Source organism: Vagococcus xieshaowenii (genome assembly GCF_004792515.1).
Taxonomy (GTDB): domain Bacteria; phylum Bacillota; class Bacilli; order Lactobacillales; family Vagococcaceae; genus Vagococcus_A; species Vagococcus_A xieshaowenii.
The window spans coordinates 844,949-869,869 of the sequence record NZ_CP038865.1; the positions used below are offsets into that span (position 1 = coordinate 844,949).

Sequence of the window (24,921 nt, forward strand, 5' to 3'; positions counted from 1 at the left end):
TTAGTTTAGTAAAATAGGAAGCAACTTATAAAATTGAGGTAATCATATGACATTAAGAATTGATACTATTAAACAACCTAGTTTAGATAATCCACATAAAAAGACAATGCTAACGGATGAAACATTACAAGAGCGAAAGCAAAAAGTTTTGATAGCGATGAATCGTCAAAATATTAGCACTTTAGTTATTTATGCTGATAAAGAGCATGGGAGTAACTTTGAATATTTAGCTGGTTTTATCCCGAGATTTGAAGAAGCTTTGTTAATTATGACAATTGAAGGGCATATTTCGTATGTTTTAGGAAATGAAAATGCTAATAAGGCAAGTAAAGCTCGATTAACTGGTAAGGGAATTAAATGTCCAGTTTTTTCATTACCCAATCAACCGATGGCACAAGATAAAGTCTTAACGGACTATCTAGAAGAGGCAACATGGAATACAGAAGGCAAAGTTGGTTTAGTTGGATGGAAGTTGCTTCCGGCATCAATGCAACAGACATTTGATGTACCGTTTATGATAGTGGAGGCACTACAAGCTATTGTAGGCAATCAACGTATGATAAATGCAACAGGTTTAATGATCGACCCAGCGTACGGTGTTAGAACGACTAATAACGCCAATGAACTGGTTCATTACGAATACGGTGCCTCACTAGCATCGGACAATCTATTAAATGCCATGAATCATTTGGCAGTAGGGATGAGTGAGTTTGAAGTTGGACATTTATTACAATCAAAAGGGCAGTACCCGACGATTGTGACGATTTCTGCATTTGGGGAACGTTTTGAGAAGGCGAATTTATATCCAACAGAGCGTAAATTGAGCAGTGGTGATAAAGTGGCGTTAACGGTCGCTTATAAAGGTGGTTTGAGTAGTCGATGTGGGTATGCTGTTCACTCACTTGAGGAATTAGAAGAAACAGATCCCGGTTATTTGGATGAAGTAGTAAAGCCGTATATGAATGCTTATTTCATGTGGTTAGAAATGATTAAAATAGGCACGAACGGTCATGATTTTTATCAAACATTTGACGCTAATTATTCAAAAGAAACGTATGGCTGGCATTTGTGCCCAGGACATTTAGTTGCTGACGAAGAATGGTTATCATCACCTTTCTTTTTTGGTTCTAAAGCAACGGTCAAAAATGGGATGATTTTTCAAATTGACTTTATTCCTTCACAAACTTATCATCATGGCGTATCGGCTGAAAGTACCATTGCAATCGCTGATGAAACATTAAGAAAAGAGTTGCAAAATACTTATCCTGACTTTTGGAAGCGAGTGATAAATCGTCGTGTATACATAGAAGAAGAGTTAGGGGTTCAACTGTCTGAAGAGGTTGTGCCATTGGCAAGTACCGTTGGCTATTTACGCCCATTAATGCTTGATTATACAAGTGCAGTAACAAAGAAATAAGTGAATGAAACAAAGAGGATATCTGTAAAATGGATGTTTTCTTTGTTTTTTTGTGAAAAAAATTAAAATATTTATACAAAATAGTTCAAATTATTTTTTTGTTATGATATAGTGAAATAGTAAGTTATAGAAAACGATTACATAGGGGGATATTTCATGACAACTGACAACTTTATTATGGCGATTGACCAAGGAACAACTAGTTCAAGAGCTATTATTTATAATAAAAAAGGACAACAACTTGCAAGTTCTCAAAAAGAGTTTACACAATACTTTCCAAATGACGGATGGGTAGAACATGATCCAAATGAAATCTGGAATTCTGTCCAATCAGTTATTGCTGGCGTATTTATTGAAAGCGGTGTTAAACCACAACAAATTGCAGGAATTGGGATTACTAACCAACGTGAAACGACAGTTGTTTGGGATAAAAAATCTGGAAAACCTATTTATAATGCGATTGTTTGGCAATCACGTCAATCTTCAGGCATAGCAGATCAATTAAAAGAAAATGGCTATAGTGAATTATTCCATAGTAAAACAGGATTAATTATTGATTCTTATTTTTCAGCGACTAAAGTACGTTGGATTTTAGATAATGTACCAGGGGCACAAGAGCGTGCGGATAGGGGAGAATTATTATTCGGAACTATCGACACATGGTTAACTTGGAAGTTAACAGATGGTGGAGCACATGTAACGGATTATTCTAACGCAAGTCGTACAATGATGTTCAATATTCATGAGCTAGATTGGGATGATGAAATTTTAGAAATCATGAACATTCCACGTTCAATGTTACCTAAAGCAACATCAAACTCTGAAGTTTATGGTCACACTCAAGGGTACCATTTTTTTGGTAGCGAAGTACCTATCTCAGGTATGGCAGGAGATCAGCAAGCAGCGTTATTCGGACAAATGGCTTTCGAACCAGGAATGGTGAAAAATACTTATGGTACTGGTTCATTTATCGTGATGAACACAGGAGAGAAACCACAATTATCAAAAAACAATTTATTAACGACTATTGGCTATGGTATCAATGGAAAAGTTTATTACGCACTAGAAGGTAGTATTTTTGTGGCAGGTTCATCTATTCAATGGTTGCGTGATGGACTAAAAATGATGGAAAAAGCAAGTGAATCAGAAGAAATGGCAAAACGTTCTGAAAATGATGACGAAGTTTATGTAGTACCTGCTTTTGTAGGATTGGGCGCTCCTTATTGGGATCAAGATGCTCGTGGTTCTATGTTTGGTTTAACTCGTGGAACAACAAAAGACGATATTGTTAAAGCAACACTACAATCTATTGCTTATCAAGTAAGAGATGTTATTGATACGATGCAAGATGATACAGGTATTAAAATTCCAGTTCTTAAAGTAGATGGTGGTGCTGCAAATAATGAATACTTAATGCAATTCCAATCAGATATTATTGGTGCACCAATCCAACGTGCATCTAACCTTGAGACAACGGCTCTAGGTGCTGCTTTCTTAGCTGGATTAGCTGTTGGATACTGGAAAGATATCGATGAAATTCGTGAATTTTATGAAGCAGGAAAAATGTTTGAACCAGAAATGGCTGACGAAAGACGTGCTTACTTATATGGCGGCTGGAAACAAGCTGTAGCTGCAACACGCATGTTTAAACCAAACGAGCAATAGAAGGGAAGTAATATAGATGGTCTTTTCAATCAAAACACGTCAAGAAACAATTGGTAAATTACAATCAGAAGAACTAGATTTATTAATTATCGGTGGAGGAATTACAGGTGCAGGTGTTGCTATTCAAGCAGCAGCTACTGGTCTAAAAACTGGTTTAATCGAAATGCAAGACTTTTCTGAAGGAACTTCTTCTCGTTCAACTAAGCTAGTACATGGAGGTATCCGTTATTTAAAAAACTTCGATGTGGAAGTAGTTGCTGATACAGTCACTGAACGAGCAGTTGTTCAAAATATTGCGCCTCATATTCCCAAACCTGATCCAATGTTACTACCTATTTATGAAGGCGAAGGCGCGACAACCTTCGATATGTTCTCTGTAAAAGTGGCAATGGATTTATATGATCAATTAGCTGGTGTAACAGGAACTAAATATGCTAATTATACATTAACACCTGAAGAAGTCCTTGAACGCGAGCCATTCTTGAAAGCTGATGGCTTAAAAGGAGCTGGGGTATATTTAGATTTTAGAAATAATGATGCACGTTTGGTTATTGACAATATCAAAAAAGCTCATGAAGACGGCGCATTATTAGCAAGTAAAGTAAAAGCTGTTGGTTTCTTATATAACGAGAATAATCAAATCATTGGGGTTAAAGCTCGTGATTTACTAACAGATGAAGTATTTGAAATTAAAGCTAAATTAGTTATTAATACTGCAGGACCATGGGTAGATAAAGTTCGTAACTTAAACTTTAAACGAGCAGTTGTTCCTCAAATGCGTCCAACTAAAGGGGTTCATTTAGTTGTTGATGCTAAGAAATTACCAGTTCCACAACCTACTTACTTTGATACAGGAAAACATGATGGTCGTATGGTATTTGCCATTCCTCGTGAAGATAAGACATATTTTGGAACCACAGATACGGATTATCAAGGTGAGTTCACAGAACCAAGAGTAACACAAGAAGATGTTGATTATTTATTAGAAGTTATTAATTATCGTTATCCAAATGCTAATATCACCTTAGCTGATATTGAGTCTAGCTGGGCTGGTTTACGTCCATTATTATCGGGTAATGCAGGTTCTGATTATAATGGTGGAGACAATGGTAAAATTTCTGATTTAAGCTTTAATAAAGTAATCGAAGTAGTAACGAATTATAAAGAAAACAAAGTGGATCGTCTAGATGTTGAAGAAGTACTAAATAATCTAGAAAGTAGTTTAGAAGAAAAAACAACAAGTCCTTCATCGGTTTCAAGAGGTAGTCATTTAGAACGTGAAGAAGATGGTTTAATCACATTGTCAGGTGGTAAAATTACTGACTATCGTAAAATGGCTGAGGGAGCAATGAACTTAATATTAGAGACGTTATCAACAGGTTATGATTTGAATTTTGAACAAGTTAATTCTAAAGAATATGCTTTATCAGGTGGCGAGTTTGATGCGTCTAAAGTTGAAGAAACTGTAGAAGCTAACGCTAAGGTAGGGATTGAGTCTGGATTAAGTAAAGAAGAGGCAACCTATATCGCTGATTATTATGGTATGAATTCATTAAAGATTTTTGCCATTGCAAAAGAAATCAAGCCGTTTGAAGGTCTTTCTTTAGCGGAATCAGCTAGATTAACGTATGCTTTAGAAGAGGAAATGGTCTTGACGCCTGCAGATTACTTGGTTCGTCGTACGAATCATGTCTTATTTAAACGTGATGGTTTAGATGCCATTACTGAGCCAGTAATCAATGCTATGGCTAACTACTTTAATTGGGATGAAACAGAAAAAGTGCAACAAATAGAAGAATTTGCTACAATTTTAGCAGAGTCTGATCTTAAACATTTGAAGGAAGAGGAGTAATAATTTATGCAAGCAGTATTGGGAGAATTTATAGGAACAATGATTTTAATTTTATTAGGTGGCGGTGTTTGTGCAGCGTGTAACCTAGATAAAAGTAAGGCTCAAAACGGTGGATGGATTGTTATTGCTATGGGTTGGGCTATGGCTGTGACAATTGCGGTATTTATTTCAGGATTTATGGGACCTGCTCACTTAAATCCGGCAGTAACAGTTGCAATGGCAATGACAGGAGCGATTGAGTGGAGTCAAGTTGTACCATTTATTATTGCTCAATTATTAGGAGCAATCGTAGGGGCTATCTTAGTATGGTTAGCTTATTTACCACATTTTGATGTAACAGAAGATAAAGATGCTATTTTAGGAACATTTGCTACAGCACCAGCTATTCGTAATATTCCTGCAAATATTATCACAGAAGCAATTGGAACATTTGTATTAGTTCTTGCATTATTAGCTTTTGGTAAAAATGATTTACAATTTGGTAACAATGTATTCGCGGTAGGTGCAGTTATTTTAGCAGTCGGTTTATCATTAGGTGGACCAACTGGTTATGCTATTAACCCTGCTCGTGACTTAGGACCTAGAATTGCACATGCCATTTTACCAATGAAAAATAAAGGCGGATCTGATTGGGGTTATGCCATCGTGCCAATCGTTGGACCAATCATAGGAGCAATTATTGCGGTATTAGTATTCAACTTATTCTAATCAAAAAAAACGTGTTCTCGTTACGAGAACACGTTTTTTTTAAGCAATTATTTGATTGATAGCCTCAACGATATCTTGCACGTCAGCTAATGCACCTTTTCCGTAATCACCACAAGCTAATAAGCTTTCTTTAGGTTCTATTATTTGATAGCCATAGCTTACTAAAGTTTGAAGATTTTTTTGTACAGCTGGATGTAGATACATGTTTGTGTTCATAGCTGGTGCGATAAATTTTGGGGTAGCGTTATTAGGTAAAGCCAAGGCGGTGGCTGTTACTATATCATCGGCTATACCGTTAGCTAGTTTTCCAATAATATTCGCTGTTGCTGGTGCAATGATAAAAACATCGGCTTGTTTTGCAAGTTCAATATGACTGATGACTTCAGGGTGTTGTTCTTCCATAACATTCGTATAAACATAATTTTTTGATAATGATTGTAATGTTAGTGGGGTGATAAATTCTGTGCTGCTTTTAGTCATCATCACATTTATGTGATGATGTTGTTTCGATAACGAGCTGACAATATCTGCTGCTTTATAGGCAGATATGCTACCAGAAACTCCCATTAAAATATTAGCCATTGTATGACCTCCTAGTCATTATATGATAGAGTTTGTTTAATTAATTTAGCAATCTCAGGCTTCGTATGAGCAACACGCAGTTGTTTATCTGGTGCAACTAAATACCCTGTATGCTGATCTCCTTCGATTGAAGTTAAATCGTTTGCTAGAACGTAATCACAATCATTTTTCTCTAGTAGTTGATGGGCAATGGTTAATAAATGTTCCTCACTCACATCAACAAGAAGTTTAAATCCGACCAATGTTGTATTAGGTTGGATTTCTTTAATCATTTTAATAATTTTTGGTGTTTTCTTCAGACGAAGAATTAAATGTTCATTGGAAGACGAAAGTTTTTTATCCTCATTTTCTTTGCCTAATTTAGATAATACGTTAGCTGATAGTTGTTCAAAAGATTCCTTTGTAATTTCGTTAGAGTTATTAAAAAGAGCGTCAGACAGACTGTTTAGTAAGTCATCTTGGCTAAAAGCATTGTCCATTGTATAGTCACTTACCGCCATACTATGAATGACGATATCATAAGCGTAAGTTTCTAATTCTTTTTTTAATGCTATTTCTAATTCTTGACTTGTAAAAATTGGAACAACTTTAATGTTTTTATGTTGCGGTAAAATAGCGCCGTATCCATGAATATAGGTAACATGATTGTTTTCATCTTGCGCAAAACTATCAGCGATGATTGAGCCTAATCTTCCTGTTGAATGATTGGCGATGTAGCGAACGTCATCAATTTTTTCTTTTGTCCCACCTGCTGTGACTAATATCCTCATAATTGTTTTCTCCTTTTGGTCAGTTAGTTTAGGTCCTTAATCATTTTTTCGATTTTTTTGTTACTCATTAACGAGCGACAAACCAGGCTGACAATGATACCTGCTACGACAGCTTCGAGTATGCCGTTTGTAAAAATAATCCCACCGATAATTTTGTATAAGTCTGTTGTGTTTACTTCATTAATTTTGGCATAGGCATCTTTAAATAGTAATAAAATGCTTCCTAGTACGAGTAGAGTGTTCGTTAAGGAACCTGCAATACCACTGATAGCATAATTTACCATCTTTTGCTCTTTAACAAATCGTGATGAAAATTGATAGATATAATATGGTATAACGCCAACTAAAATTCTTGGTAGAAAACAGGTAATCAGCGATAGAACGGAACCGTGAGTTTCACCTGGTAAATTAGCAAAAGGCGTGAAGACGAATGAACTAACAACAGGAGCCGTCGTATTACTAATGAAACTTGTTAATCCGAATACAGCACCTAAAATAGCACCTTTTTTTGGTCCTAAAAGAATTGAAGCGATAATGACCGGTACATGAATAATTGTCGCTTTAATAAGACCTAGCTGAATATAGCCAATAGGCGTAAAACTTAGGACAAATATAATCGCTGTAAAAATAGACAGTAGTACTAGATCTTTAGTTTTTGAATGTTTAATGTGAATCTCCTCCTAAGATTAATATGCATAAATAAGTTGCTGTTTGAGTAATGATAATTGTTGATTGATTTGCTCTTCATCAATTTGATTAAACGTTTTGAAGATGCTAATGCCTTCTAATAACATAATAAACATATCGGCTAACTGTGGGATATTATCATTCAGAATAATTCCTTGTGCTTTTCCTAGCATCAAGAGCTCTCGTATGGTTTCAGTTAGGTAGTCAACATAACTTTTTTGAAAGGCAATTTGTTCTGTTTCTTGATGGGAGTTGTAGTATTCATAAGTAGCCACCAAAATAGAATCATCAATATTTAGTAACCGTGTTTTTTGTAAGTCTAAATATTGTGTGAAGATTTCTTCGAAAGGTTCTTGATTTGCAACTCGTTGATTAATAATGGCGAATTTTTGCTTAGATTGATCAATCACGACTTCTTGAAATAATTCCTCAATAGAAGGGAAGTATAAGTACAAGCCACCTCGGCTAATGCCACAAGCCGATACAATATCAGCCATGGTCACATTAGCGTAACCTTTTTGGCCAAAAATACCTCTTGCTGTATCAAGGATCATGGCACGTTTTTCCCTTTTCATGGTTTCGTTTTTATTTTCGTTCAAACGATTACCTCCATTTAACAATGACATTTGTGTCATTAAATTACCATGAACTGACACCAGTGTCAACGGTAAAGGCTTACATAAGTTGTCAAAAATGTTCTTTTTTTATGAATAAACGCTTGATAAAAAGGTTTTATTGAAAAAATTAATGTTTCAGTAGGTGGATAAATGGTATAATAGTAAAGCTGTTCCTCTAAGAAAAGACAGAGAATAGGATTTTGTTCGATAGATAAGGAGTTAATTCAGTAATGGTAAAAAAAGTTAATAATGAATATAACGATTCATCTATCCAGGTACTTGAAGGTCTTGACGCGGTTAGAAAGCGTCCAGGTATGTACATTGGATCAAATGATAGTAAAGGGTTGCATCATTTAGTATATGAAATTGTGGATAATTCAGTCGATGAAGCGTTAGCAGGTCATGGATCTGAAATTAATGTCACTATTTTTGAAGATGGAAGTATTGGTGTGGAAGACTTTGGTCGCGGAATGCCGATTGGTATGCATCAATCAGGTGTACCAACAGTACAAGTTATCTTTACCGTCTTACATGCAGGAGGTAAATTTGGTCAAAATGGTGGCTACAAAACATCTGGTGGCTTACATGGTGTAGGTGCCAGTGTGGTTAATGCGTTATCAAAGTGGCTAATTGTACGCACCGTGCGAGAGGGTGTTGAATATGAACAACGTTTTATCAATGGTGGAAAACCTGATGGAACACTAAAAAAAACAGGGAAGCCTACAAAAAAGAAAAACGGTACGTTTATCCAGTTTTTACCAGATAAGGATATATTTACAACTACTAACTTCTCTTTTCAAACACTTGCAGAACGTTTACGTGAATCGGCCTTTCTATTAAAAGGCTTTAAAATAACTATCCGAGATGAACGTCCATCTGAAGCAGTAGAAGAAATCTTCCACTATGAGGAAGGAATTAAAGAGTTCGTTGGGTATTTGAATGAAGAAAAAGATGACTTAACACCTGTTGTTTATTTTTCAGGTGAAAAAGATGATATTGAGATGGAGTTTTCTTTTCAGTACAATGATGGTTATTCAGAAAATGTTTTATCTTTTGTAAATAATGTTCGTACTAAAGATGGCGGTTCTCATGAAACAGGCATGCGTACAGCTTTAACGAAGAGTTTCAATGATTACGCAAGAAAAGTTGGTTTATTAAAAGAAAAAGATAAAAATCTTGATGGGACAGATATAAGAGAAGGGTTAACTGCGATTATTTCTGTGCGTATTTCCGAAAGTATTTTGCAATTTGAGAGTCAAACGAAAGTGAAATTAGTAACCGTTCCGGCTAGAACAGCTGTTGAAACACTTATTTCTGAACATTTAGGCTTTTATTTACAAGAAAATAATGACATCAGTCAGATGCTAATACGTAAAGCTTTGAAAGCTAGAGAAGCCCGAGAAGCGGCACGGAAAGCACGCGAAGATAGTCGTAATGGGAAAAAGAAAAAGAAACGTGACTCTTTACTTTCAGGCAAACTAACCCCAGCTCAAAGTAAAAACCCTAAAAGAAACGAGCTTTATTTAGTCGAGGGTGATTCTGCCGGAGGTTCGGCTAAACAGGGGCGTGATCGTAAATTCCAAGCCATCTTGCCGTTGCGTGGTAAGGTGTTAAATACAGAAAAAGCGAAGCTAGAAGATATCTTGAAGAATGAAGAAATCAATACCATGATCTATACAATTGGTGCTGGTTATGGTTCAGAGTTTGCACTTGAAGATTGTAATTATGACAAAGTTATTATTATGACCGATGCGGATACAGATGGTGCACATATTCAAACCTTGCTATTAACGTTCTTTTACCGCTTTATGACACCACTTGTTGAAGCTGGAAAAGTTTATATTGCGATGCCACCGTTATACAAAGTGACCAAAGGATCTGGTAAAAAAGGAGTACTTGAATACGCTTGGACTGATGATGAATTGGAAAGAATCACTCAGAAATTAGGGAAAGGCTATATGCTCCAACGATACAAAGGACTAGGTGAAATGAACGCCGACCAGTTATGGGAGACAACAATGAACCCAGAAACACGTACGTTAATTCGTGTGACGCTTGAAGAAGAAGATGGTGAATCGGGAAGTAATGAAAAAATTGTATCGACCTTAATGGGAGACAAAGTAGATAAACGTCGTCACTGGATTGAAAATAATGTGGCCTTTACGCTTGAAGATGAGGGCAATTTATTAGACGATGACCCAACGGATGATAGTGAGCATGAAGAAATGGTCGAAGAAATATTAGAACAACAACAAGACCTAAAAGAAGACGAAGTGTTTAAAGAAATAGATTTATTTGCAGATTTATAAGATAAGGAAGTGAAAGATTGTGCAACATCGAAATGATATTCAAGAGATACCTCTGAAAGATGTCATGGGAGATCGCTTTGGGCGTTATTCTAAGTACATTATTCAAGAACGTGCCTTACCGGATATTCGTGACGGGTTAAAACCGGTTCAACGTCGTATTTTATTTGCGATGAATGAAGATGGCAACACACATGAAAAAGCGTTTAGAAAATCTGCAAAAGGTGTCGGTAATATCATGGGTAATTATCATCCCCATGGAGACAGCAGTATATATGATGCAATGGTTCGCATGAGCCAAGATTGGAAACTACGCGAAACATTAATTGAAATGCACGGTAATAACGGTAGTATGGATGGTGATCCACCTGCTGCCATGCGTTATACTGAAGCACGTTTATCAAAATTAAGCAGTGAAATGTTAGCAGATATTGAAAAAGAAACCGTTGATTTAGTGTGGAACTTTGATGATACTGAAAAGGAACCCACCGTTCTACCTGCTCGCTACCCAAATCTCTTAGTGAATGGTTCAACAGGTATTTCGGCAGGTTATGCAACGGAAATTCCTACACATAATTTAGGGGAAATCATTGAAGGAACTATTCATTTGATTGATCATCCTAATGCAACATTAGAAAAATTGATGACCTTTATCCCTGGTCCAGATTTTCCGACTGGGGGAATTTTACAAGGGACAGAGGAAATAAAAAAAGCCTATACTAAAGGTAAAGGACGCGTTGTATTACGTTCGAAAACAGCGATTAAACCTATGAAAGCAGGTCGCGAACAAATTGTTATTTCTGAAGTTCCGTACGAAGTAAATAAGGCGAATCTTGTGAAGAAGATTGATGAAATTCGTTTGATGAAGAAAATTGATGGTATTGCAGAAGTTCGAGATGAAACAGACCGTACGGGTTTACAAATTGTCATCGATTTAAAGAAAGACGCTAATGCACAAGGTATTTTAAATTATTTATTTAAGAATACTGATTTACAAGTGAACTACAACTTTAATATGGTGGCAATTGATGAGCAACGTCCGAAACAAGTTGGTTTAATTCGTATTTTACAAGCGTATATTGACCATCGTCGTGATGTTATTCAACGTAGAAGTCGTTTTGAATTGAATCGTTCCTTGAAACGTCAACATATCGTAGAAGGCTTAATGAAAGCATTGTCGATTTTAGATCAAGTAATTGCGACGATTCGTAAGAGTAAAGACAAAAAAGATGCAAAACAAAATTTAGTGAAAGCATTTGATTTTACTGAAGCGCAAGCAGAAGCGATTGTATCACTACAACTTTATCGCTTAACCAATACGGATATTACCGCTCTTGAAAAAGAAGCTAACGAACTAGCTGATAATATTACATTCTTAAATTCTATTTTAGGAAACGACAAAGAATTAATGAAGTTAATGAAAAAAGAATTAAGAGAAGTGAAGAAGCAATACGAATCGCCACGTAGAACGTTTATTCAACAAGAGATTGAAGAACTTGTCGTTAATACAGAGGTCTTGGTAACACAAGAAGACGTGATGGTGACTGTTTCGAAAGAAGGTTACATTAAACGTAGTAGCTTACGCTCATTTAGTGCCTCTTCGGCCGATGAAATTGGCTTGAAGGAAACGGATTATTTAGTGTTTGCAGAGCAATTACATACGTTGCAACACTTGCTTCTAATTACGAATAAAGGGAACATGATTTATCGCCCAGTCCATGAGTTAGCAGATATCAGATGGAAAGATGTTGGTGAACATTTATCTCAAACTATTACTAATTTTGAAAAAGATGAACAAATTATTTCGGTCTATACTTATAATCAGATAGAGGAAAACAAATTATTTGTGCTGATTTCTAAGAATGGTATGATTAAACAAACAGCGATGAAAGAATTTGCAGCTTGGGGAAGATACAAGAGTAAAGCCACAGTTTGTATGAAATTAAAGGGCGATGATGAAGTTGTCAATGCTTATTTAGTAGATGAAGGACAACCGTTAGATGTTTTCTTAGTAAGCTATCGAGGATTTGGTTTGAGATTTCCATTAAGTGAAGTTAATATTGTGGGGGCTAAAGCAGCAGGCGTCATTTCAATGAATCTTAAAGATGAAGATCAAGTTGTTAATGGTTTACTTGTTTGGTCTGAAGGAGACACACCTATTACGATTGTGACTCAACGAGGTGCAGTCAAACGAATGCTAGCCCAAGAAATTAACGCGTTAAGTCGTGCTAAACGAGGGATTATGGTTTTAAGAGAATTGAAGAACCATGCACATCGAGTAATGAAAGTAGTTGAATCAACAGAGTCTACAACATTAGACGTTATAACAGATAAAGGCAATACGTATTCTTTAGACGCTAAGTCTTATCCGATTAATGATAGAATGTCAAATGGTTCGTTCCTATTTGATGAGAAACAAGAGGGTGCCGTTGTGCGTGTCTATCAAGAAGCTATTCCTTATGTCAATGATCAAGGGAATTAAGAACACTTTCAAGGTGTTTGTTATTTAAAATAATTTATTGTACAATAGGGGAGCTGTGTTTTTATAACGCAGTTCTTTTTTTGTTGAAAATGTCGTTATAACGGTTAGATAAGTTAGAAAGGTGATTATTTGAACAATAAAATAATCAATAGTAAAGTGCTATTACTTGGAATCATAATGATGAGCAGTTGGTTTATGATTATTTTCAAGACGCATTCTCCCACTCATGAGCCAGGTGGTATAGAAGTAGATGAGACGATTAGTGAAGTGAAACAACTCGTTGATATGGAGCAGATAATCATAAATTTAGCTAAAAAGCAGCAAGATGAACACTTTACCAATCAAATGATGAAAATGTGGCAAGCATTATTAGAAGACGAAACAACTAAATTTGATGTTGCTATTTATGATGAGAAAACACATAATTATGTGACATTCAGCAATAAAGAAGTACCTCATTTCTACACAGCCAGTATTGCAAAAGTCGGAGTTTTGATGGAAGTGTTGGCTTTAGATGAAAAGGGTGTGTCAGGATTAAGCGTACAAGAGAAAAACAATGCTAATTTAATGATAACTAAAAGTAATAATGAGGTAACCCACCAATTTGTAAAACAGCGTTTAGGTAGCTACCTGGAGATTGACCACCTATTTGATTCTTTAGGTATGGAAGATACCAAAGCCAATAAAGAAACATGGGGTCTGATTCAAACGGATGCACTTGATCAAGTGAAATTAATTAATGCAATTTTTAGTCAGCAACCTTATAATCGTTCTGAAGATGTTAGCTATATTAAACAATTAATGGCTAATGTCGATAAAGAACAGCGTTGGGGTGTCTCAAAAAATGCCACGGATGTTTACTTGAAAAATGGTTGGTTGTCGCTAGACGGTCAAACATGGTTAGTTAATAGTATTGGAAAAATTAATGATCCACAGGCTAATTATTCAATTGCCGTATTGACAGAAGGCAATAAGAGCTTTAATGATGGGATTCGATTGATAGAGACCATTGCAGGTGCTACATATAATGAGATAACTAAGCTAACAGCTGGAGAAGAGATGAATTGACTCGTTTTCAGCTGTTTTATTTTTTATAAAAGACAGGTCAAAATATTACACATAATTTTATACAAAAGGTACAATTAATATATAGAAAGGTGTGATAGTAATGAATGAAACAAAAAAATTTAATTGGGGCTATTTAATTATTGGGGTACTTTTTTTAGTGGTTTCCTTTATGTCGCTAAACAATCCAGAAACTAATTTGTTAGCAATCGTAATGTATGTTGGTTTTGGGGCTGTTGCTAAGGGTTGTTTTGAATTGTTTAATCGTAAGACTATACCTTCTTTAACGGGTGTGGGAACTAATTTACCAATTTGGGTTGGTATAATAGATATTGTGATAGGTTGCTTGATGTTATTTAATCTTGGTATAAGTTTAGCCATATTACCATATGTTTTTGCATGTTGGTTTTTAGTAGATTCAATCCATGATTTACTTTTTGCTAATGTATATAAAGACATTAATCCACCAATGTATTGGTTTAGTATTATATCAAATATTTTAGGTATTATTTTAGGTATCTTATTATTGTTTAATCCTATCACTTCAGCATTTACTCTTGCATTTTTAGTCGGAGCTTACTTCATGATTACAGGAGTAACGTATATTGTAGCGGCATTTAGATAACTAATATTTACCTAATCGATGAATAGTTTATATGCAAAAAGAGGTATGACATTGTCATACCTCTTTTTTATCCGACCTTACCGACATCGTCCACTATGTCTTTTGGTAAGGGTGAACTCCAAAATCGAGTTCTGTCGCCTCATCGCATAAGAGTATCATAGCACATAAATTTGTTAAAAGCTACTACAAAATAACTAGCAACGTTGTGAGTTTATGCTATAATATAAAAGAGTTTGTGTATCTATGCAAAAAAGGAGGGATAGGAATGGATATAGAAAAAACAAATCGTATGAATGCCTTATTTGAATTCTATTCAACCCTTTTGACTGAGAAACAAATGAATTATATTGAACTTTATTATGCAGATGATTTTTCATTAGGTGAAATTGCTGAAGAATTTGATGTTAGTCGCCAAGCTGTTTATGATAATATCAAGCGAACAGAGAAGATTCTCGAAAAATATGAAAAGAATTTACACTTATATTCTAACTATATAGTTAGAAAAGAACTGTTAGAAAAAATCAAAGATAAAGTGAACACAAATTATCCGGAAGATACTGAGTTAAATGAAATAATAAAACAAATTCAAGAAATAGAAGATTAAGGGGTAGGTAAATAATGGCTTTTGAAAGTTTAACAGAGCGTTTGCAAGGAGCAATGAAAAAATTACGTCGTAAAGGAAAGATTACTGAAGCTGACGTAAAAGAAATGATGCGCGAGATTCGTTTAGCATTATTAGAAGCCGACGTAAACTTTAAAGTAGTAAAAGACTTTACAAAGCGTGTCAGTGAACGAGCAGTGGGGGAAGAAGTATTAGATACCTTAACATCTGCACAACAAATTGTCAAAATCGTTGATGAAGAGCTAACCGCTACTTTAGGTGGAGAAACAGTCCCACTTAATAAATCACCTAAAATACCAACGATTGTCATGATGTCAGGTCTTCAAGGGGCAGGTAAAACAACGTTTGTAGGTAAATTGGCTGGACAATTAAAAAAACAAGATAACGCTCGTCCGTTATTAATTGCTGGTGACGTATACCGTCCAGCGGCGATCGAACAACTAAAAGTAATCGGTGAACAATTAGATATTCCTGTCTTTGAAATGGGAACAGAGGTTAGCCCTGTTGAAATCGTTAGACAAGGTTTAGCTTTAGCTGAGCAACAAAAAAATGATTACGTCTTTATTGATACAGCAGGTCGTTTACATATTGACGATGTTTTGATGAATGAATTGAAAGAAATCAAAGCATTAGCTAATCCAGATGAAATTTTATTAGTTGTTGATGCAATGACGGGACAAGATGCTGTTAATGTAGCAGAAAGCTTCAATGAGCAACTAGATATCACTGGGGTAGTAGTAACAAAATTAGATGGTGATACACGTGGTGGTGCAGCGTTATCTATTCGTGCTGTCACAGGTAAACCAATCAAATTTGCCGGAACTGGTGAAAAATTAACAGACTTAGAAGTTTTCCATCCAGATCGTATGTCAAGTCGTATCTTGGGTATGGGTGATTTGCTAACGTTAATTGAAAAGGCACAAGCTGATTTTGATGAGCAAAAAGCTGAAGAATTAGCCTTAAAAATGAAAGAAAATTCATTTGATTTCAATGATTTTATCGAACAATTAGATCAAGTAATGGGTATGGGACCTATTGAAGATTTACTAAAAATGATTCCAGGAATGAGTGAAGTACCAGGTTTAGATCAATTTAAAGTGGATCCTAAAGATGTGGCGCGTAAACGTGCGATTGTTATGTCAATGACACCTGCAGAACGCGAGAATCCTGAGTTACTAAACCCAAGCCGTCGTCGTCGTATTGCTGCGGGTTCAGGTAATAGTGTCGTTGAAGTCAATCGTATGATTAAACAATTCAATGAAAGCAAAAAAATGATGCAACAAATGACAAATGGCAATATGCCTGCTGGTATGGATCAAATGTTTGGTTCAGGTATTAAAGGTAAAATGGGTAAAATGGCCTTCAACTCAATGGCCCGTAAACAACAAAATGCCAAGAAAAAAGCATTGAAAAAAGCAAAGAAAAAGAAAAAATAAACGATAAAAGGTGGATAGCGTTGGACTATCTACCTTTTTACTAATTTAAACGGATATAGATAGAAAAAATAAAGGTGTAAAGAAAAAACACTTTACATCATTTTTGAAACATGTTAAACTATTGTTTGTGAGTAACATAATAGAAAATTTAGAGGTGACCTAATAATGGCAGTTAAAATTCGTTTAAAACGTATGGGTTCTAAAAGAAACCCATTTTATCGTATTGTAGTAGCAGATTCTCGTTCTCCACGTGATGGACGTTTCATCGAGGTAGTAGGAACTTACGCTCCAACTAAAAACCCTGCTGAAGTAACAATCAAAGAAGACTTAGTTTTAGACTGGTTATCTAAAGGTGCGCAACCTTCAGATACAGTTCGTAACATCCTTTCTAAAGAAGGCGTTATGAAAAAACATCACGAAGCTAAATTCACTAAATAATGAATGGCTGACGACTTCCTTTAGAGAGACTATCTCTAAAGGAAGTCGTTTTTTGTTATACAAATGTTCGAAAACGACCTGAAAACGTAAATATCTCCACTAAAATAAAAAAAACAAGTAAATTGGATTGTTTTTAGTCGCGTTATTTCGTATTATAGAATTAGGGAATAAAGAATCACAGTATCTATAAATAGAGGTGATGGACATGTCAGATGAGCAAGATGCTAAACAAATCAGCTCGTTTATCCGTATTTTCTCAAATTATTTAAATACGATAGAAAAGAAAATGTCTAATGAACAATTGACGTTTAACGAGATAAAAGTAATGTTAGAGCTTTATGAATCAGAAAATCTAACAGCACGAGATATTGAAGAACGATTAGATTTAGATAAGAGCTATATGAGTCGTATTCTAAAAAATTTAGCAGATTTAGAATTTATTGAAAAAGAGCAATCATTTGAAGACAAACGTTTGTTTTATTTATCATTGACACCTAAAGGTAGAGAAGCTGCAAAACAATTATATTATCAGTACTTGGATGTACTGGAAGAAGACATTGAAATTTTAACAAGCCCGTACAAAGGCAAGTTAATTGATGCTATGAAGATGATTGAATCTCATTATCAAAAAGAAGAAGAGTAATCTATAAAGATTGCCCGTCAATTTTTTGGAATGTTTTGGATTAATCTGAAGAAGCAACCTTCGTAACACCGTTTATTCGTAATTAAGGAGCTATGACAATTTTTTGTCACAGCTCCTTTTTATTTCATAACGCCAACTATTTGCTTTTAACAAGTCACTTGTTATAAAATTAAGCTATAAAGTATTGGTAGCTTTTTGATTAATGGGCGTTGATCCGTTTATTGAAATAGTGGAGTGGAGGAGAAACGATGATTTTTAAGGGTGGAAAGAAAAGTACAAATATTGAAGATAGAACAAGTAGTGGCGGTGGAATGACGAAGTTAGCTGCTGGTGGTGGAATCGGAGCAATTTTAATAGCATTGATTTCATTTTTCTTTACTGGTAATTTGGGGAGTTTGGTTGATGTCTTTACTTCAGGTATTCAGCCTGCAAGTTATGAAACGGTTAATGTAGATAGTCAAGAATACAACGAACAAAAAGAGTTCGCTGCTGTTGTGTTTGCTCATCTAGAAGATTACTGGAATGAAGCCTATCCAGCGTCTAAAGGGAAATACACAGAACCACAATTAGTGTTGTTCTCTGGAAGTGTTAATTCTGCATGTGGGACAGCTACTGCACAAGTAGGACCTTTCTACTGTCCAGGAGATCAAAAGGTATATCTTGACCTTAGTTTTGGTGACGAATTAGCTCAGCGCTATGGTGCAAAAGGAGATTATGCCATGGCTTATGTATTAGCTCATGAAGTTGGACATCATATTCAACAACAACTAGGTATCACGGATCAATTAAACTATGTCCGTCAACGTGTATCTGAAAAAGATTACAATAAATACAGTGTTCAGTTAGAATTACAGGCAGATTACTTTGCGGGTGCATTTACTAAATATTTGAGTGGCAAAACGTTTGAAGGACAGCCGATTTTAGAAATGGGTGATGTTGAAGAAGCCATTGAAGCTGCTCACGCTATTGGCGATGATACATTACAAAAACAAGCACAAGGCTATGCTGTTCCTGATAGTTTTACTCATGGAACATCTGCCCAACGTATGGAATGGTTCAAACGTGGGTACACATATGGTGATTTAGAAAATGGTAACACGTTTAAAGCAGCTGGTTTTACTAATATTAAATATTAAATACCAAAAAAGGAATCCTATATAAGGATTCCTTTTTTGGTATTTAATCATATAAGAAAATTAAACCAACTTAATTAGTGTATACTTTTTCTTACCTTTACGGACAATAATAAATTTTTCTTCAAAAGAGTTTTCTTTAGAAATAATAAATTCAACGTCACGAACTTTTTCTCCATTAATTGAGATAGCGCCATTTGTCACGTCTTCACGCGCTTGACGTTTTGATGGTTCTATTTTGGTTGCAATCAACCAGTCAATAATGTTCATGTCTTCTTTACCAATTGAAGCTGTTGGCATATTTTTAAAGCCTTCTTCGATTTGACGAGCAGAAAGTTGTTTTACATCACCTGAGAAGAGTGCATCAGTAATCGTTAACGCATCATTTAATGCCTCTTCACCATGAACAAATAATGTCATTTCTTTAGCTAATGTTTTTTGGGCTTCACGTCTGTGCGGCTCTGTTTCAACTTTTACAGCTAAGCTTTCTATTTCTTCTTTAGTTAAGAACGTGAAGAATTTCAAGTATTTTACTACGTCACGGTCATCTTGATTTAACCAAAATTGGTAAAATTCGTAAGGTGAAGTTTTTTCTGGATCTAACCAGACTGCACCACCGGCTGTTTTACCAAACTTCGTTCCGTCAGCTTTTAACATTAGGGGGATAGTTAGACCAAATGCTTTTGCTTCAGGTCCTACTTGTTTGCGAATCAATTCTAAACCAGCAGTAATATTTCCCCACTGATCAGCGCCTCCAACTTGTAAACTAACGTTATGGTTTTGGTGTAAGTGTAAAAAGTCCATAGATTGTAGAATTTGGTAAGTAAATTCAGTGAATGAAATACCTGTTTCTAGACGACTTGCGACGATGTCTTTTGCTAACATTGTATTGACATTAAAGTTCTTACCATAGTCACGTAAAAAGTCTAAAAGTGTTAAATTACTTGTCCAGTCATAGTTGTTGACTAATGTTAAATCTTGTTCGTTATCTTTACTAAAAAATAGTTTTTCCATTTGATGGGTCAATTTAGTGACATTATGCTGAACTTGTTCCATTGTCTGTAATTGACGTTCACTTGTACGTCCGCTTGGATCACCAATTGAACCAGTAGCACCACCAATTAAAATATAAGGATGATGACCGAACATTTGGAATCTTTTTAGCATCATAAAAGGGATAAGGTGACCAATATGCATACTATCTCCTGTTGGGTCAACGCCACAATATAAAGAGATTTTATTGTTTTCTACATAGTCTCTTAATCCTTCAGCATCTGTTTGTTGGTTAATGGCATCTCGCCATGTTAGTTCATCAATAATATTCATGTAATTTCTTCCTTTCATTATTGGGATAAAAAAAGTCCCTGCAGAGCATTGCTCTACAGGGACGAAATAGACTCATTAATTCCGTGGTACCACCCAAATTGTGTAAATTAATACACCACTTTAAACCTCGATAATGGGAGGGAACCACTTAATAATAAATAGAGTGTAATTCGTTCATTTATTTGTGCTAAATTCCACCAATCTTTAGCTCTCTATATAACAGGGATAAATGACTACTGTGCTCGATTAAGTTTGAATTATCTACACTTCATCTTACTGATTGCTCAACAAAAAGTCAACCCTAATTGTTTTTATTCCGTTCTTAATGCTTCTACAGGGTCCTTTTTAGCAGCCCCTTTAGAAGGAATAAATCCTGCAACAAGTGTTAGGATAACAGAAAGAATGATTAAAGCTATAGCGTATTCTGGTTTAAGTGATGCTTTAAATCCATCCATATCTATTAATTTTCCAACGATAGCATTAATTGGAATCGTTAATAGTATGGTGATTATAACACCGAGTATACCTGATATTAAGCCAATTAAGCCTGCTTCAGCATTAAAGATACGTGTAATATCTTTCTTACGTGCGCCTAGTGCTCTCATAATCCCTATTTCTTTAGTTCGTTCAACAACTGAAACATAGGTTAAAATACCAATCATTACTGAAGAAACGATTAAAGAAATAGCAGCAAAAGCAGTAAGAATAACAGTGATGGTATCAAGCATAGTGGTCATCATACCTGTCATCATTTCTGCCATATCAGTATATTCAATCATATATTTTGTGTAATCTTTAGATTTTTCACCGAATTTTTTGGCAACTTGGTTGTTATAATTACTGATTATATTAGTAATTGCTTCACGCTCATCAAATGTTGAAGGGTAGATAGAAATATTTGTTGGTGAAGTATTGCCACCGATTTTTTGCATAATAGTCTTGTTTGTTTCTTCATCGATCATGTCACTTGAAGGCGACAGAGCATTTACTGTCGGATGTTCTTTCATAAACTTCACGATATTAGATGATGATTCTTTTGCTAACATTTGTTCTTCAAGTGTGGCGGTATAACCAATAGAAGCGTTGATTAGAGAAGCTGACGCTTCTTTTGGCTTCATAATGGCTACGATTGTCCCTTTAAGACCGTTATCGTACATCGTTTGGTTGATGGGTTGATTGATAAAGAAATTCCCCATAGGACTTTTTTCATAAAATTCATCATTAGAAATAATACGTAACTCTTTTCCTAGTAATGTTTTAATGTTTTGGGTGTTATCATCGGATAATCCTAACGCTTTAGCAACATCTTTATTTAAGGACTGATCATAATTAACAAATAAAACCAATTCATCTGGCTTTGTTGGATAGCTAAAGCGATTATTTGTTGAGTCAATGACTTCATACTGAGAAAGGATATTATCACCATTTTCGGGTAATTTGGTCATTAATGAGCCCATTGAAAACATAGCAGCAGGATTATTCATATCCGTATCGCTTTTCTTTACTTGTTGGACATCTCCAGCTTGGTTGGTTGTTAAAACATTTAATTGGTAGCCTGTATCATATGTTAAATTAGAAAATTTCCCCTTTGCCTCACGTTCTAAATATTGAATAAAGCTCTCACCCTTACCTAAGACATCTTGATCATATATATTTTGGTGAGTAGTGATGGGTTCTTTAATGGTTATTTGATCTTTTTTAGACGTTTCTTTGTTGGAAGCTTCGCTCATTGCTTCAAAGTTTCCAGCGCTTGTTTGACTAATGGTGATGGGAATACCGGATAACGTCTCACGTTGTAAATCATCAATGTAGGACTTCATTCCATTGGATAAGGCTAAGACTAATCCGATACTAATAATACCAATACTACCTGCTAAGGTGACAAGAGCTGTTCTGGTTTTTTTGGTTAGTAAGTTTTTCATGCTAGATTTAATAGCTGAAAAGAACGACATGGCTGTTTTTGATTTTGTAAATGCAGCATTAGAAGTGTTGAGATCCATTACTGGAGCGGTGTCTTCTAAAATACTTCCATCCGCCACCCGAATAATCCGATCGCTATACTGTTCAGCCAATTCTGGGTTATGTGTAACCATAATGACTAAACGGTCATGACTAATTTTTTTGATTAATTCCATAATTTGAATACTTGTTTTACTATCAAGTGCCCCTGTTGGTTCGTCTGCTAATAAGATCTTAGGATTATTCACCAAAGCCCTCGCAATAGCTACACGTTGCATTTGCCCACCTGATAGTTGATTAGGTCTTTTTCTTGCATGTTCAGCTAGTCCGACATCGGTTAGTGCTTCTAGCGCTCTTTTTTCAGACTCTTTAGCAGAAACACCAGTTAAAGACAACGCCATTTTGACGTTTTCTAAGACAGAAAGATGTGAGATAAGATTATAACTTTGAAATACAAAGCCGATGGTTGTGTTTCGGTAACTATCCCAATCTTTATCTTTAAATGTTTTTGTTGAGGTTCCTTCAACAATTAAATCTCCGGATGTGTACTGATCTAATCCTCCAATAATATTTAAGAGGGTAGTTTTACCACTACCACTTTGTCCTAATATGGAAACAAACTGATTTCTATTAAAAGATAAGTTGACCGCTTCTAAAGCAACAGTCTCTTGACCGCCTAGTTGATAAGTTTTTCTAATGTTTTTTAGTTCAAGCATTGAATAACCTCCTTTAGAAGTAAGTGTATCATAGAAAGATGAACCTAATATTAATTAATAAGTTATTTAGATAAAAAGTTGAACATTTGTATTGAATGTAGAATAATAGTAAGAAAAGAGGTTCGGAGGTTTTTTTCGTGCATGTGATTAATTTTATAAATAATGCCAATCAAATAAAAGATTGGCAAGTAAAAAAAACTAAAGACTATTTCATTGTAGCAACGAGTAACCAAATACCTGAAATTTTTGAAAAAATCACAACGTTGTCCCTACCTGTTCATCATGATAAACAAACGGAGTTGCCAGTTCGTTTTGAATCATTACCACACTCAAATTATTTTAGTTATTTGTTTTTTGATCAATTACCAGGTGAAAATGAGCTTCTATTTGAAAAATTCACTTTATACTTATCTCAACATTATTTAGTATTAGAAGTTCAAGCAGAGGGGATGCTACATGATTCATTCGTCAATCAGTTGATGGATACGATTGAGGTGTCAACCATTAATAAAACATACATAGACATAATTGATTTTTCTTTGAGCCGTATGTTTGAAAGTTTATATGAATTTGAGGAGTATTTAACAACTATTGAAAATAATATTATTGAGATGCAAATGGATGTTAAAATCGATACTATTATTACGTTAAAAAATCAATGTTTTAAAGTGAAAAAATATATGAGAATGCTACTTTATGTAAGTGATGGACTATTGTTAAATAAAAATAAATTATTAGCTAATTCTGAATTAGGAGCTATTCAAAACATTGATTCTAGGATTAATCGTGTGTATGAGTATGGCGTTAGTCTGTACGAAATGGCGGTGCATTTACTAGAAATATATGATAGTACAATTAATACTATAACTAACCAAACAATTAATAAATTGACGGTTTTCACTGTTTTTGCAACACCTATCACAGTATTGACAGGTATATATGGTATGAATTTTATTAATATGCCTGAGCTTAGAAATCCAAATGGTTATTATATTTTATTAGGGATAATGGCGATCATTTTATTAGTAATCTATTACATTTTGAAAAAGATAAAGTTGTTGTAGCTTAGTTTCAAAAAATGACCTAATTTTGATGTCGTTTTATAGAAGATATATTTGGCTTTTTATCAAAAATATTAGTATGATAATATAAGTCTTGAATGTTGAGGTTGGAGAGGAGACTTATGGTAATGATAGTAGTTGGTGGAATGATTGGTCTAGGAAAAACAAGTGTTGCAACGATACTAGGTGAACATTTAAAATCAGATGTATTTTTTGAAAAAGTTGAGGGTAATGATATATTACCGTTATTTTATACGGCAAGTCCAGAAGAGCAAGAAGCTAAACGTTATCCGTTTTTGCTACAATTAGATTTTTTACAAAGCAGATTTAAAGATATCAAACGTGCTTTAGTTCATCCGCATAATGTGTTGGATCGTTCAATCTATGAAGATTGGTATTTTGCAAAAGTTAACAATGAGTTAGGCCGCATTTCAGATATTGAATTTAAGTTGTATGAGAAATTACTTGAGAACATGATGGAAGAGTTAGATGAATTACCTAAAAAAGCGCCAGATTTGATGATTTATTTAAAAGGTTCTTTTGAAACAGTGCTGAGTCGTATTGCTGAACGAGGACGAGATTTTGAGCAAGACGATGAATTAAGAGATTATTATTATGCGCTTTGGAAAGGCTATGATCAATGGGTGATGGAACAATATAAAGCCTCAGAAGTATTAATTGTAAATATGGACGAAATGGATGTTGTCAATTCAAAAGAAGATAGAGCCATGTTTATCCAACAAGTTGATGAAGTGCTTAAGAAAATGGATTTAATATAAAAAAGCTTTTCCTTTTACAAGGAAAAGCTTTT

Annotated in this window: 21 protein-coding genes and 1 other annotated feature; of the genes, 15 read left to right on the forward strand and 6 right to left on the reverse strand. The window is 34.9% G+C overall.

All coding sequences use genetic code 11. The features are described from left to right. The first annotated feature begins 46 nt into the window (after positions 1–46). From E4Z98_RS04120 to E4Z98_RS04135, 4 genes are all read left to right on the forward strand, one after another. Positions 47–1,417 carry a M24 family metallopeptidase gene (locus E4Z98_RS04120; protein WP_135254860.1) on the forward strand — a complete coding sequence of 457 codons (1,371 nt, stop codon included), beginning with the start codon at positions 47–49 and terminating at the stop codon, positions 1,415–1,417. A 156-nt stretch (positions 1,418–1,573) separates the two neighbouring features. Further along, positions 1,574–3,082 (forward strand): glycerol kinase GlpK, encoded by a 1,509-nt coding sequence (gene glpK, locus E4Z98_RS04125; protein ID WP_135254859.1) that lies wholly within the window; start codon positions 1,574–1,576, stop codon positions 3,080–3,082. 16 nt (positions 3,083–3,098) lie between these two features. Beyond that, positions 3,099–4,934 carry a type 1 glycerol-3-phosphate oxidase gene (gene glpO, locus E4Z98_RS04130; protein WP_135254858.1) on the forward strand — a complete coding sequence of 612 codons (1,836 nt, stop codon included), beginning with the start codon at positions 3,099–3,101 and terminating at the stop codon, positions 4,932–4,934. A 6-nt stretch (positions 4,935–4,940) separates the two neighbouring features. After that, on the forward strand, positions 4,941–5,642 hold the full coding sequence (locus tag E4Z98_RS04135; RefSeq protein ID WP_135254857.1) for an MIP/aquaporin family protein: 702 nt from the start codon (positions 4,941–4,943) through the stop codon (positions 5,640–5,642). A gap of 39 nt (positions 5,643–5,681) precedes the next feature. Here E4Z98_RS04135 and coaC read toward each other — a convergent pair whose 3' ends face one another. From coaC to E4Z98_RS04155, 4 genes are read right to left on the reverse strand one after another with little or no spacing between them, the layout of a single operon-like run. Then, the gene (gene coaC, locus E4Z98_RS04140) at positions 5,682–6,224 is read right to left on the reverse strand and encodes a phosphopantothenoylcysteine decarboxylase (protein WP_135254856.1); all 543 of its coding nucleotides are present in this window, start codon (positions 6,222–6,224) and stop codon (positions 5,682–5,684) included. Positions 6,225–6,235: 11 nt separating this feature from the next. Further along, entirely contained in the window at positions 6,236–6,994 is a 759-nt protein-coding gene (coaB, locus tag E4Z98_RS04145) for a phosphopantothenate--cysteine ligase (RefSeq protein WP_135254855.1), read from the reverse strand. Between the two features lie 23 nt (positions 6,995–7,017). Then, complete coding sequence (locus tag E4Z98_RS04150) at positions 7,018–7,668, reverse strand: ECF transporter S component (RefSeq protein ID WP_209316311.1); 651 nt, start codon at positions 7,666–7,668, stop codon at positions 7,018–7,020. A 12-nt stretch (positions 7,669–7,680) separates the two neighbouring features. Further along, positions 7,681–8,280: a TetR/AcrR family transcriptional regulator gene (locus tag E4Z98_RS04155; RefSeq protein ID WP_167790944.1), complete on the reverse strand. Its 600-nt coding sequence runs from the start codon at positions 8,278–8,280 to the stop codon at positions 7,681–7,683. Positions 8,281–8,528: 248 nt separating this feature from the next. On the opposite strand from E4Z98_RS04155, the gene parE reads away from it, so the two are divergent. The 9 genes from parE to ypfJ all read left to right on the forward strand — a co-directional run bounded on the left by parE (position 8,529) and on the right by ypfJ (position 19,051). Continuing rightward, complete coding sequence (gene parE, locus E4Z98_RS04160) at positions 8,529–10,607, forward strand: DNA topoisomerase IV subunit B (RefSeq protein WP_135254852.1); 2,079 nt, start codon at positions 8,529–8,531, stop codon at positions 10,605–10,607. A gap of 19 nt (positions 10,608–10,626) precedes the next feature. Continuing rightward, entirely contained in the window at positions 10,627–13,086 is a 2,460-nt protein-coding gene (parC, locus tag E4Z98_RS04165; RefSeq protein WP_135254851.1) for a DNA topoisomerase IV subunit A, read from the forward strand. 129 nt (positions 13,087–13,215) lie between these two features. Beyond that, positions 13,216–14,154 (forward strand): hypothetical protein, encoded by a 939-nt coding sequence (locus E4Z98_RS04170; RefSeq protein WP_135254850.1) that lies wholly within the window; start codon positions 13,216–13,218, stop codon positions 14,152–14,154. A 100-nt stretch (positions 14,155–14,254) separates the two neighbouring features. Beyond that, positions 14,255–14,776, forward strand: coding sequence for an HdeD family acid-resistance protein (locus E4Z98_RS04175; RefSeq protein ID WP_135254849.1), 522 nt, complete (start codon positions 14,255–14,257; stop codon positions 14,774–14,776). Positions 14,777–15,041: 265 nt separating this feature from the next. Further along, positions 15,042–15,380: a putative DNA-binding protein gene (locus E4Z98_RS04180; RefSeq protein ID WP_135254848.1), complete on the forward strand. Its 339-nt coding sequence runs from the start codon at positions 15,042–15,044 to the stop codon at positions 15,378–15,380. A gap of 14 nt (positions 15,381–15,394) precedes the next feature. Continuing rightward, positions 15,395–16,834, forward strand: a complete 1,440-nt coding sequence (ffh, locus tag E4Z98_RS04185) for a signal recognition particle protein (protein WP_135254847.1) — start codon at positions 15,395–15,397, stop codon at positions 16,832–16,834. Positions 16,835–16,999: 165 nt separating this feature from the next. Beyond that, complete coding sequence (gene rpsP, locus E4Z98_RS04190) at positions 17,000–17,272, forward strand: 30S ribosomal protein S16 (RefSeq protein ID WP_135254846.1); 273 nt, start codon at positions 17,000–17,002, stop codon at positions 17,270–17,272. 205 nt (positions 17,273–17,477) lie between these two features. After that, on the forward strand, positions 17,478–17,915 hold the full coding sequence (locus tag E4Z98_RS04195) for a MarR family winged helix-turn-helix transcriptional regulator (RefSeq protein ID WP_167790943.1): 438 nt from the start codon (positions 17,478–17,480) through the stop codon (positions 17,913–17,915). Between the two features lie 248 nt (positions 17,916–18,163). After that, a complete protein-coding gene (gene ypfJ / locus E4Z98_RS04200; RefSeq protein ID WP_135254844.1) occupies positions 18,164–19,051 on the forward strand; it encodes a KPN_02809 family neutral zinc metallopeptidase in 888 nt (295 codons plus the stop codon). 60 nt (positions 19,052–19,111) lie between these two features. Here the strand turns inward: ypfJ and tyrS are convergent, their stop codons facing one another. Both tyrS and E4Z98_RS04210 read right to left on the reverse strand, forming a co-directional pair. Beyond that, positions 19,112–20,374: a tyrosine--tRNA ligase gene (gene tyrS, locus E4Z98_RS04205; RefSeq protein ID WP_135254843.1), complete on the reverse strand. Its 1,263-nt coding sequence runs from the start codon at positions 20,372–20,374 to the stop codon at positions 19,112–19,114. A gap of 54 nt (positions 20,375–20,428) precedes the next feature. Beyond that, positions 20,429–20,627, reverse strand: a binding site (T-box leader). A 58-nt stretch (positions 20,628–20,685) separates the two neighbouring features. Continuing rightward, positions 20,686–23,049: an ABC transporter ATP-binding protein/permease gene (locus E4Z98_RS04210; RefSeq protein WP_135254842.1), complete on the reverse strand. Its 2,364-nt coding sequence runs from the start codon at positions 23,047–23,049 to the stop codon at positions 20,686–20,688. A gap of 137 nt (positions 23,050–23,186) precedes the next feature. Here E4Z98_RS04210 and E4Z98_RS04215 point away from each other — a divergent pair, with 137 nt between their 5' ends. Continuing rightward, positions 23,187–24,113, forward strand: coding sequence for a magnesium transporter CorA family protein (locus tag E4Z98_RS04215; RefSeq protein ID WP_135254841.1), 927 nt, complete (start codon positions 23,187–23,189; stop codon positions 24,111–24,113). Positions 24,114–24,232: 119 nt separating this feature from the next. Continuing rightward, positions 24,233–24,889, forward strand: a complete 657-nt coding sequence (locus E4Z98_RS04220) for a deoxynucleoside kinase (RefSeq protein ID WP_135254840.1) — start codon at positions 24,233–24,235, stop codon at positions 24,887–24,889. Positions 24,890–24,921 lie beyond the last annotated feature (32 nt).

Bases quoted from the DNA above. Each gene is read 5' to 3' on its own strand.
- parE (WP_135254852.1), top strand. From the start codon at position 8,529: ATGGTAAAAAAAGTTAATAATGAATATAACGATTCATCTATCCAGGTA.
- E4Z98_RS04180 (WP_135254848.1), top strand. From the start codon at position 15,042: ATGGATATAGAAAAAACAAATCGTATGAATGCCTTATTTGAATTCTAT.
- E4Z98_RS04220 (WP_135254840.1), top strand. From the start codon at position 24,233: ATGGTAATGATAGTAGTTGGTGGAATGATTGGTCTAGGAAAAACAAGT.
- glpO (WP_135254858.1), top strand. From the start codon at position 3,099: ATGGTCTTTTCAATCAAAACACGTCAAGAAACAATTGGTAAATTACAA.
- E4Z98_RS04210 (WP_135254842.1), bottom strand. From the start codon at position 23,049: ATGCTTGAACTAAAAAACATTAGAAAAACTTATCAACTAGGCGGTCAA.
- E4Z98_RS04120 (WP_135254860.1), top strand. From the start codon at position 47: ATGACATTAAGAATTGATACTATTAAACAACCTAGTTTAGATAATCCA.
- E4Z98_RS04195 (WP_167790943.1), top strand. From the start codon at position 17,478: ATGTCAGATGAGCAAGATGCTAAACAAATCAGCTCGTTTATCCGTATT.
- glpK (WP_135254859.1), top strand. From the start codon at position 1,574: ATGACAACTGACAACTTTATTATGGCGATTGACCAAGGAACAACTAGT.
- ypfJ (WP_135254844.1), top strand. From the start codon at position 18,164: ATGATTTTTAAGGGTGGAAAGAAAAGTACAAATATTGAAGATAGAACA.
- coaB (WP_135254855.1), bottom strand. From the start codon at position 6,994: ATGAGGATATTAGTCACAGCAGGTGGGACAAAAGAAAAAATTGATGAC.
- coaC (WP_135254856.1), bottom strand. From the start codon at position 6,224: ATGGCTAATATTTTAATGGGAGTTTCTGGTAGCATATCTGCCTATAAA.
- tyrS (WP_135254843.1), bottom strand. From the start codon at position 20,374: ATGAATATTATTGATGAACTAACATGGCGAGATGCCATTAACCAACAA.
- rpsP (WP_135254846.1), top strand. From the start codon at position 17,000: ATGGCAGTTAAAATTCGTTTAAAACGTATGGGTTCTAAAAGAAACCCA.
- ffh (WP_135254847.1), top strand. From the start codon at position 15,395: ATGGCTTTTGAAAGTTTAACAGAGCGTTTGCAAGGAGCAATGAAAAAA.
- E4Z98_RS04175 (WP_135254849.1), top strand. From the start codon at position 14,255: ATGAATGAAACAAAAAAATTTAATTGGGGCTATTTAATTATTGGGGTA.
- E4Z98_RS04135 (WP_135254857.1), top strand. From the start codon at position 4,941: ATGCAAGCAGTATTGGGAGAATTTATAGGAACAATGATTTTAATTTTA.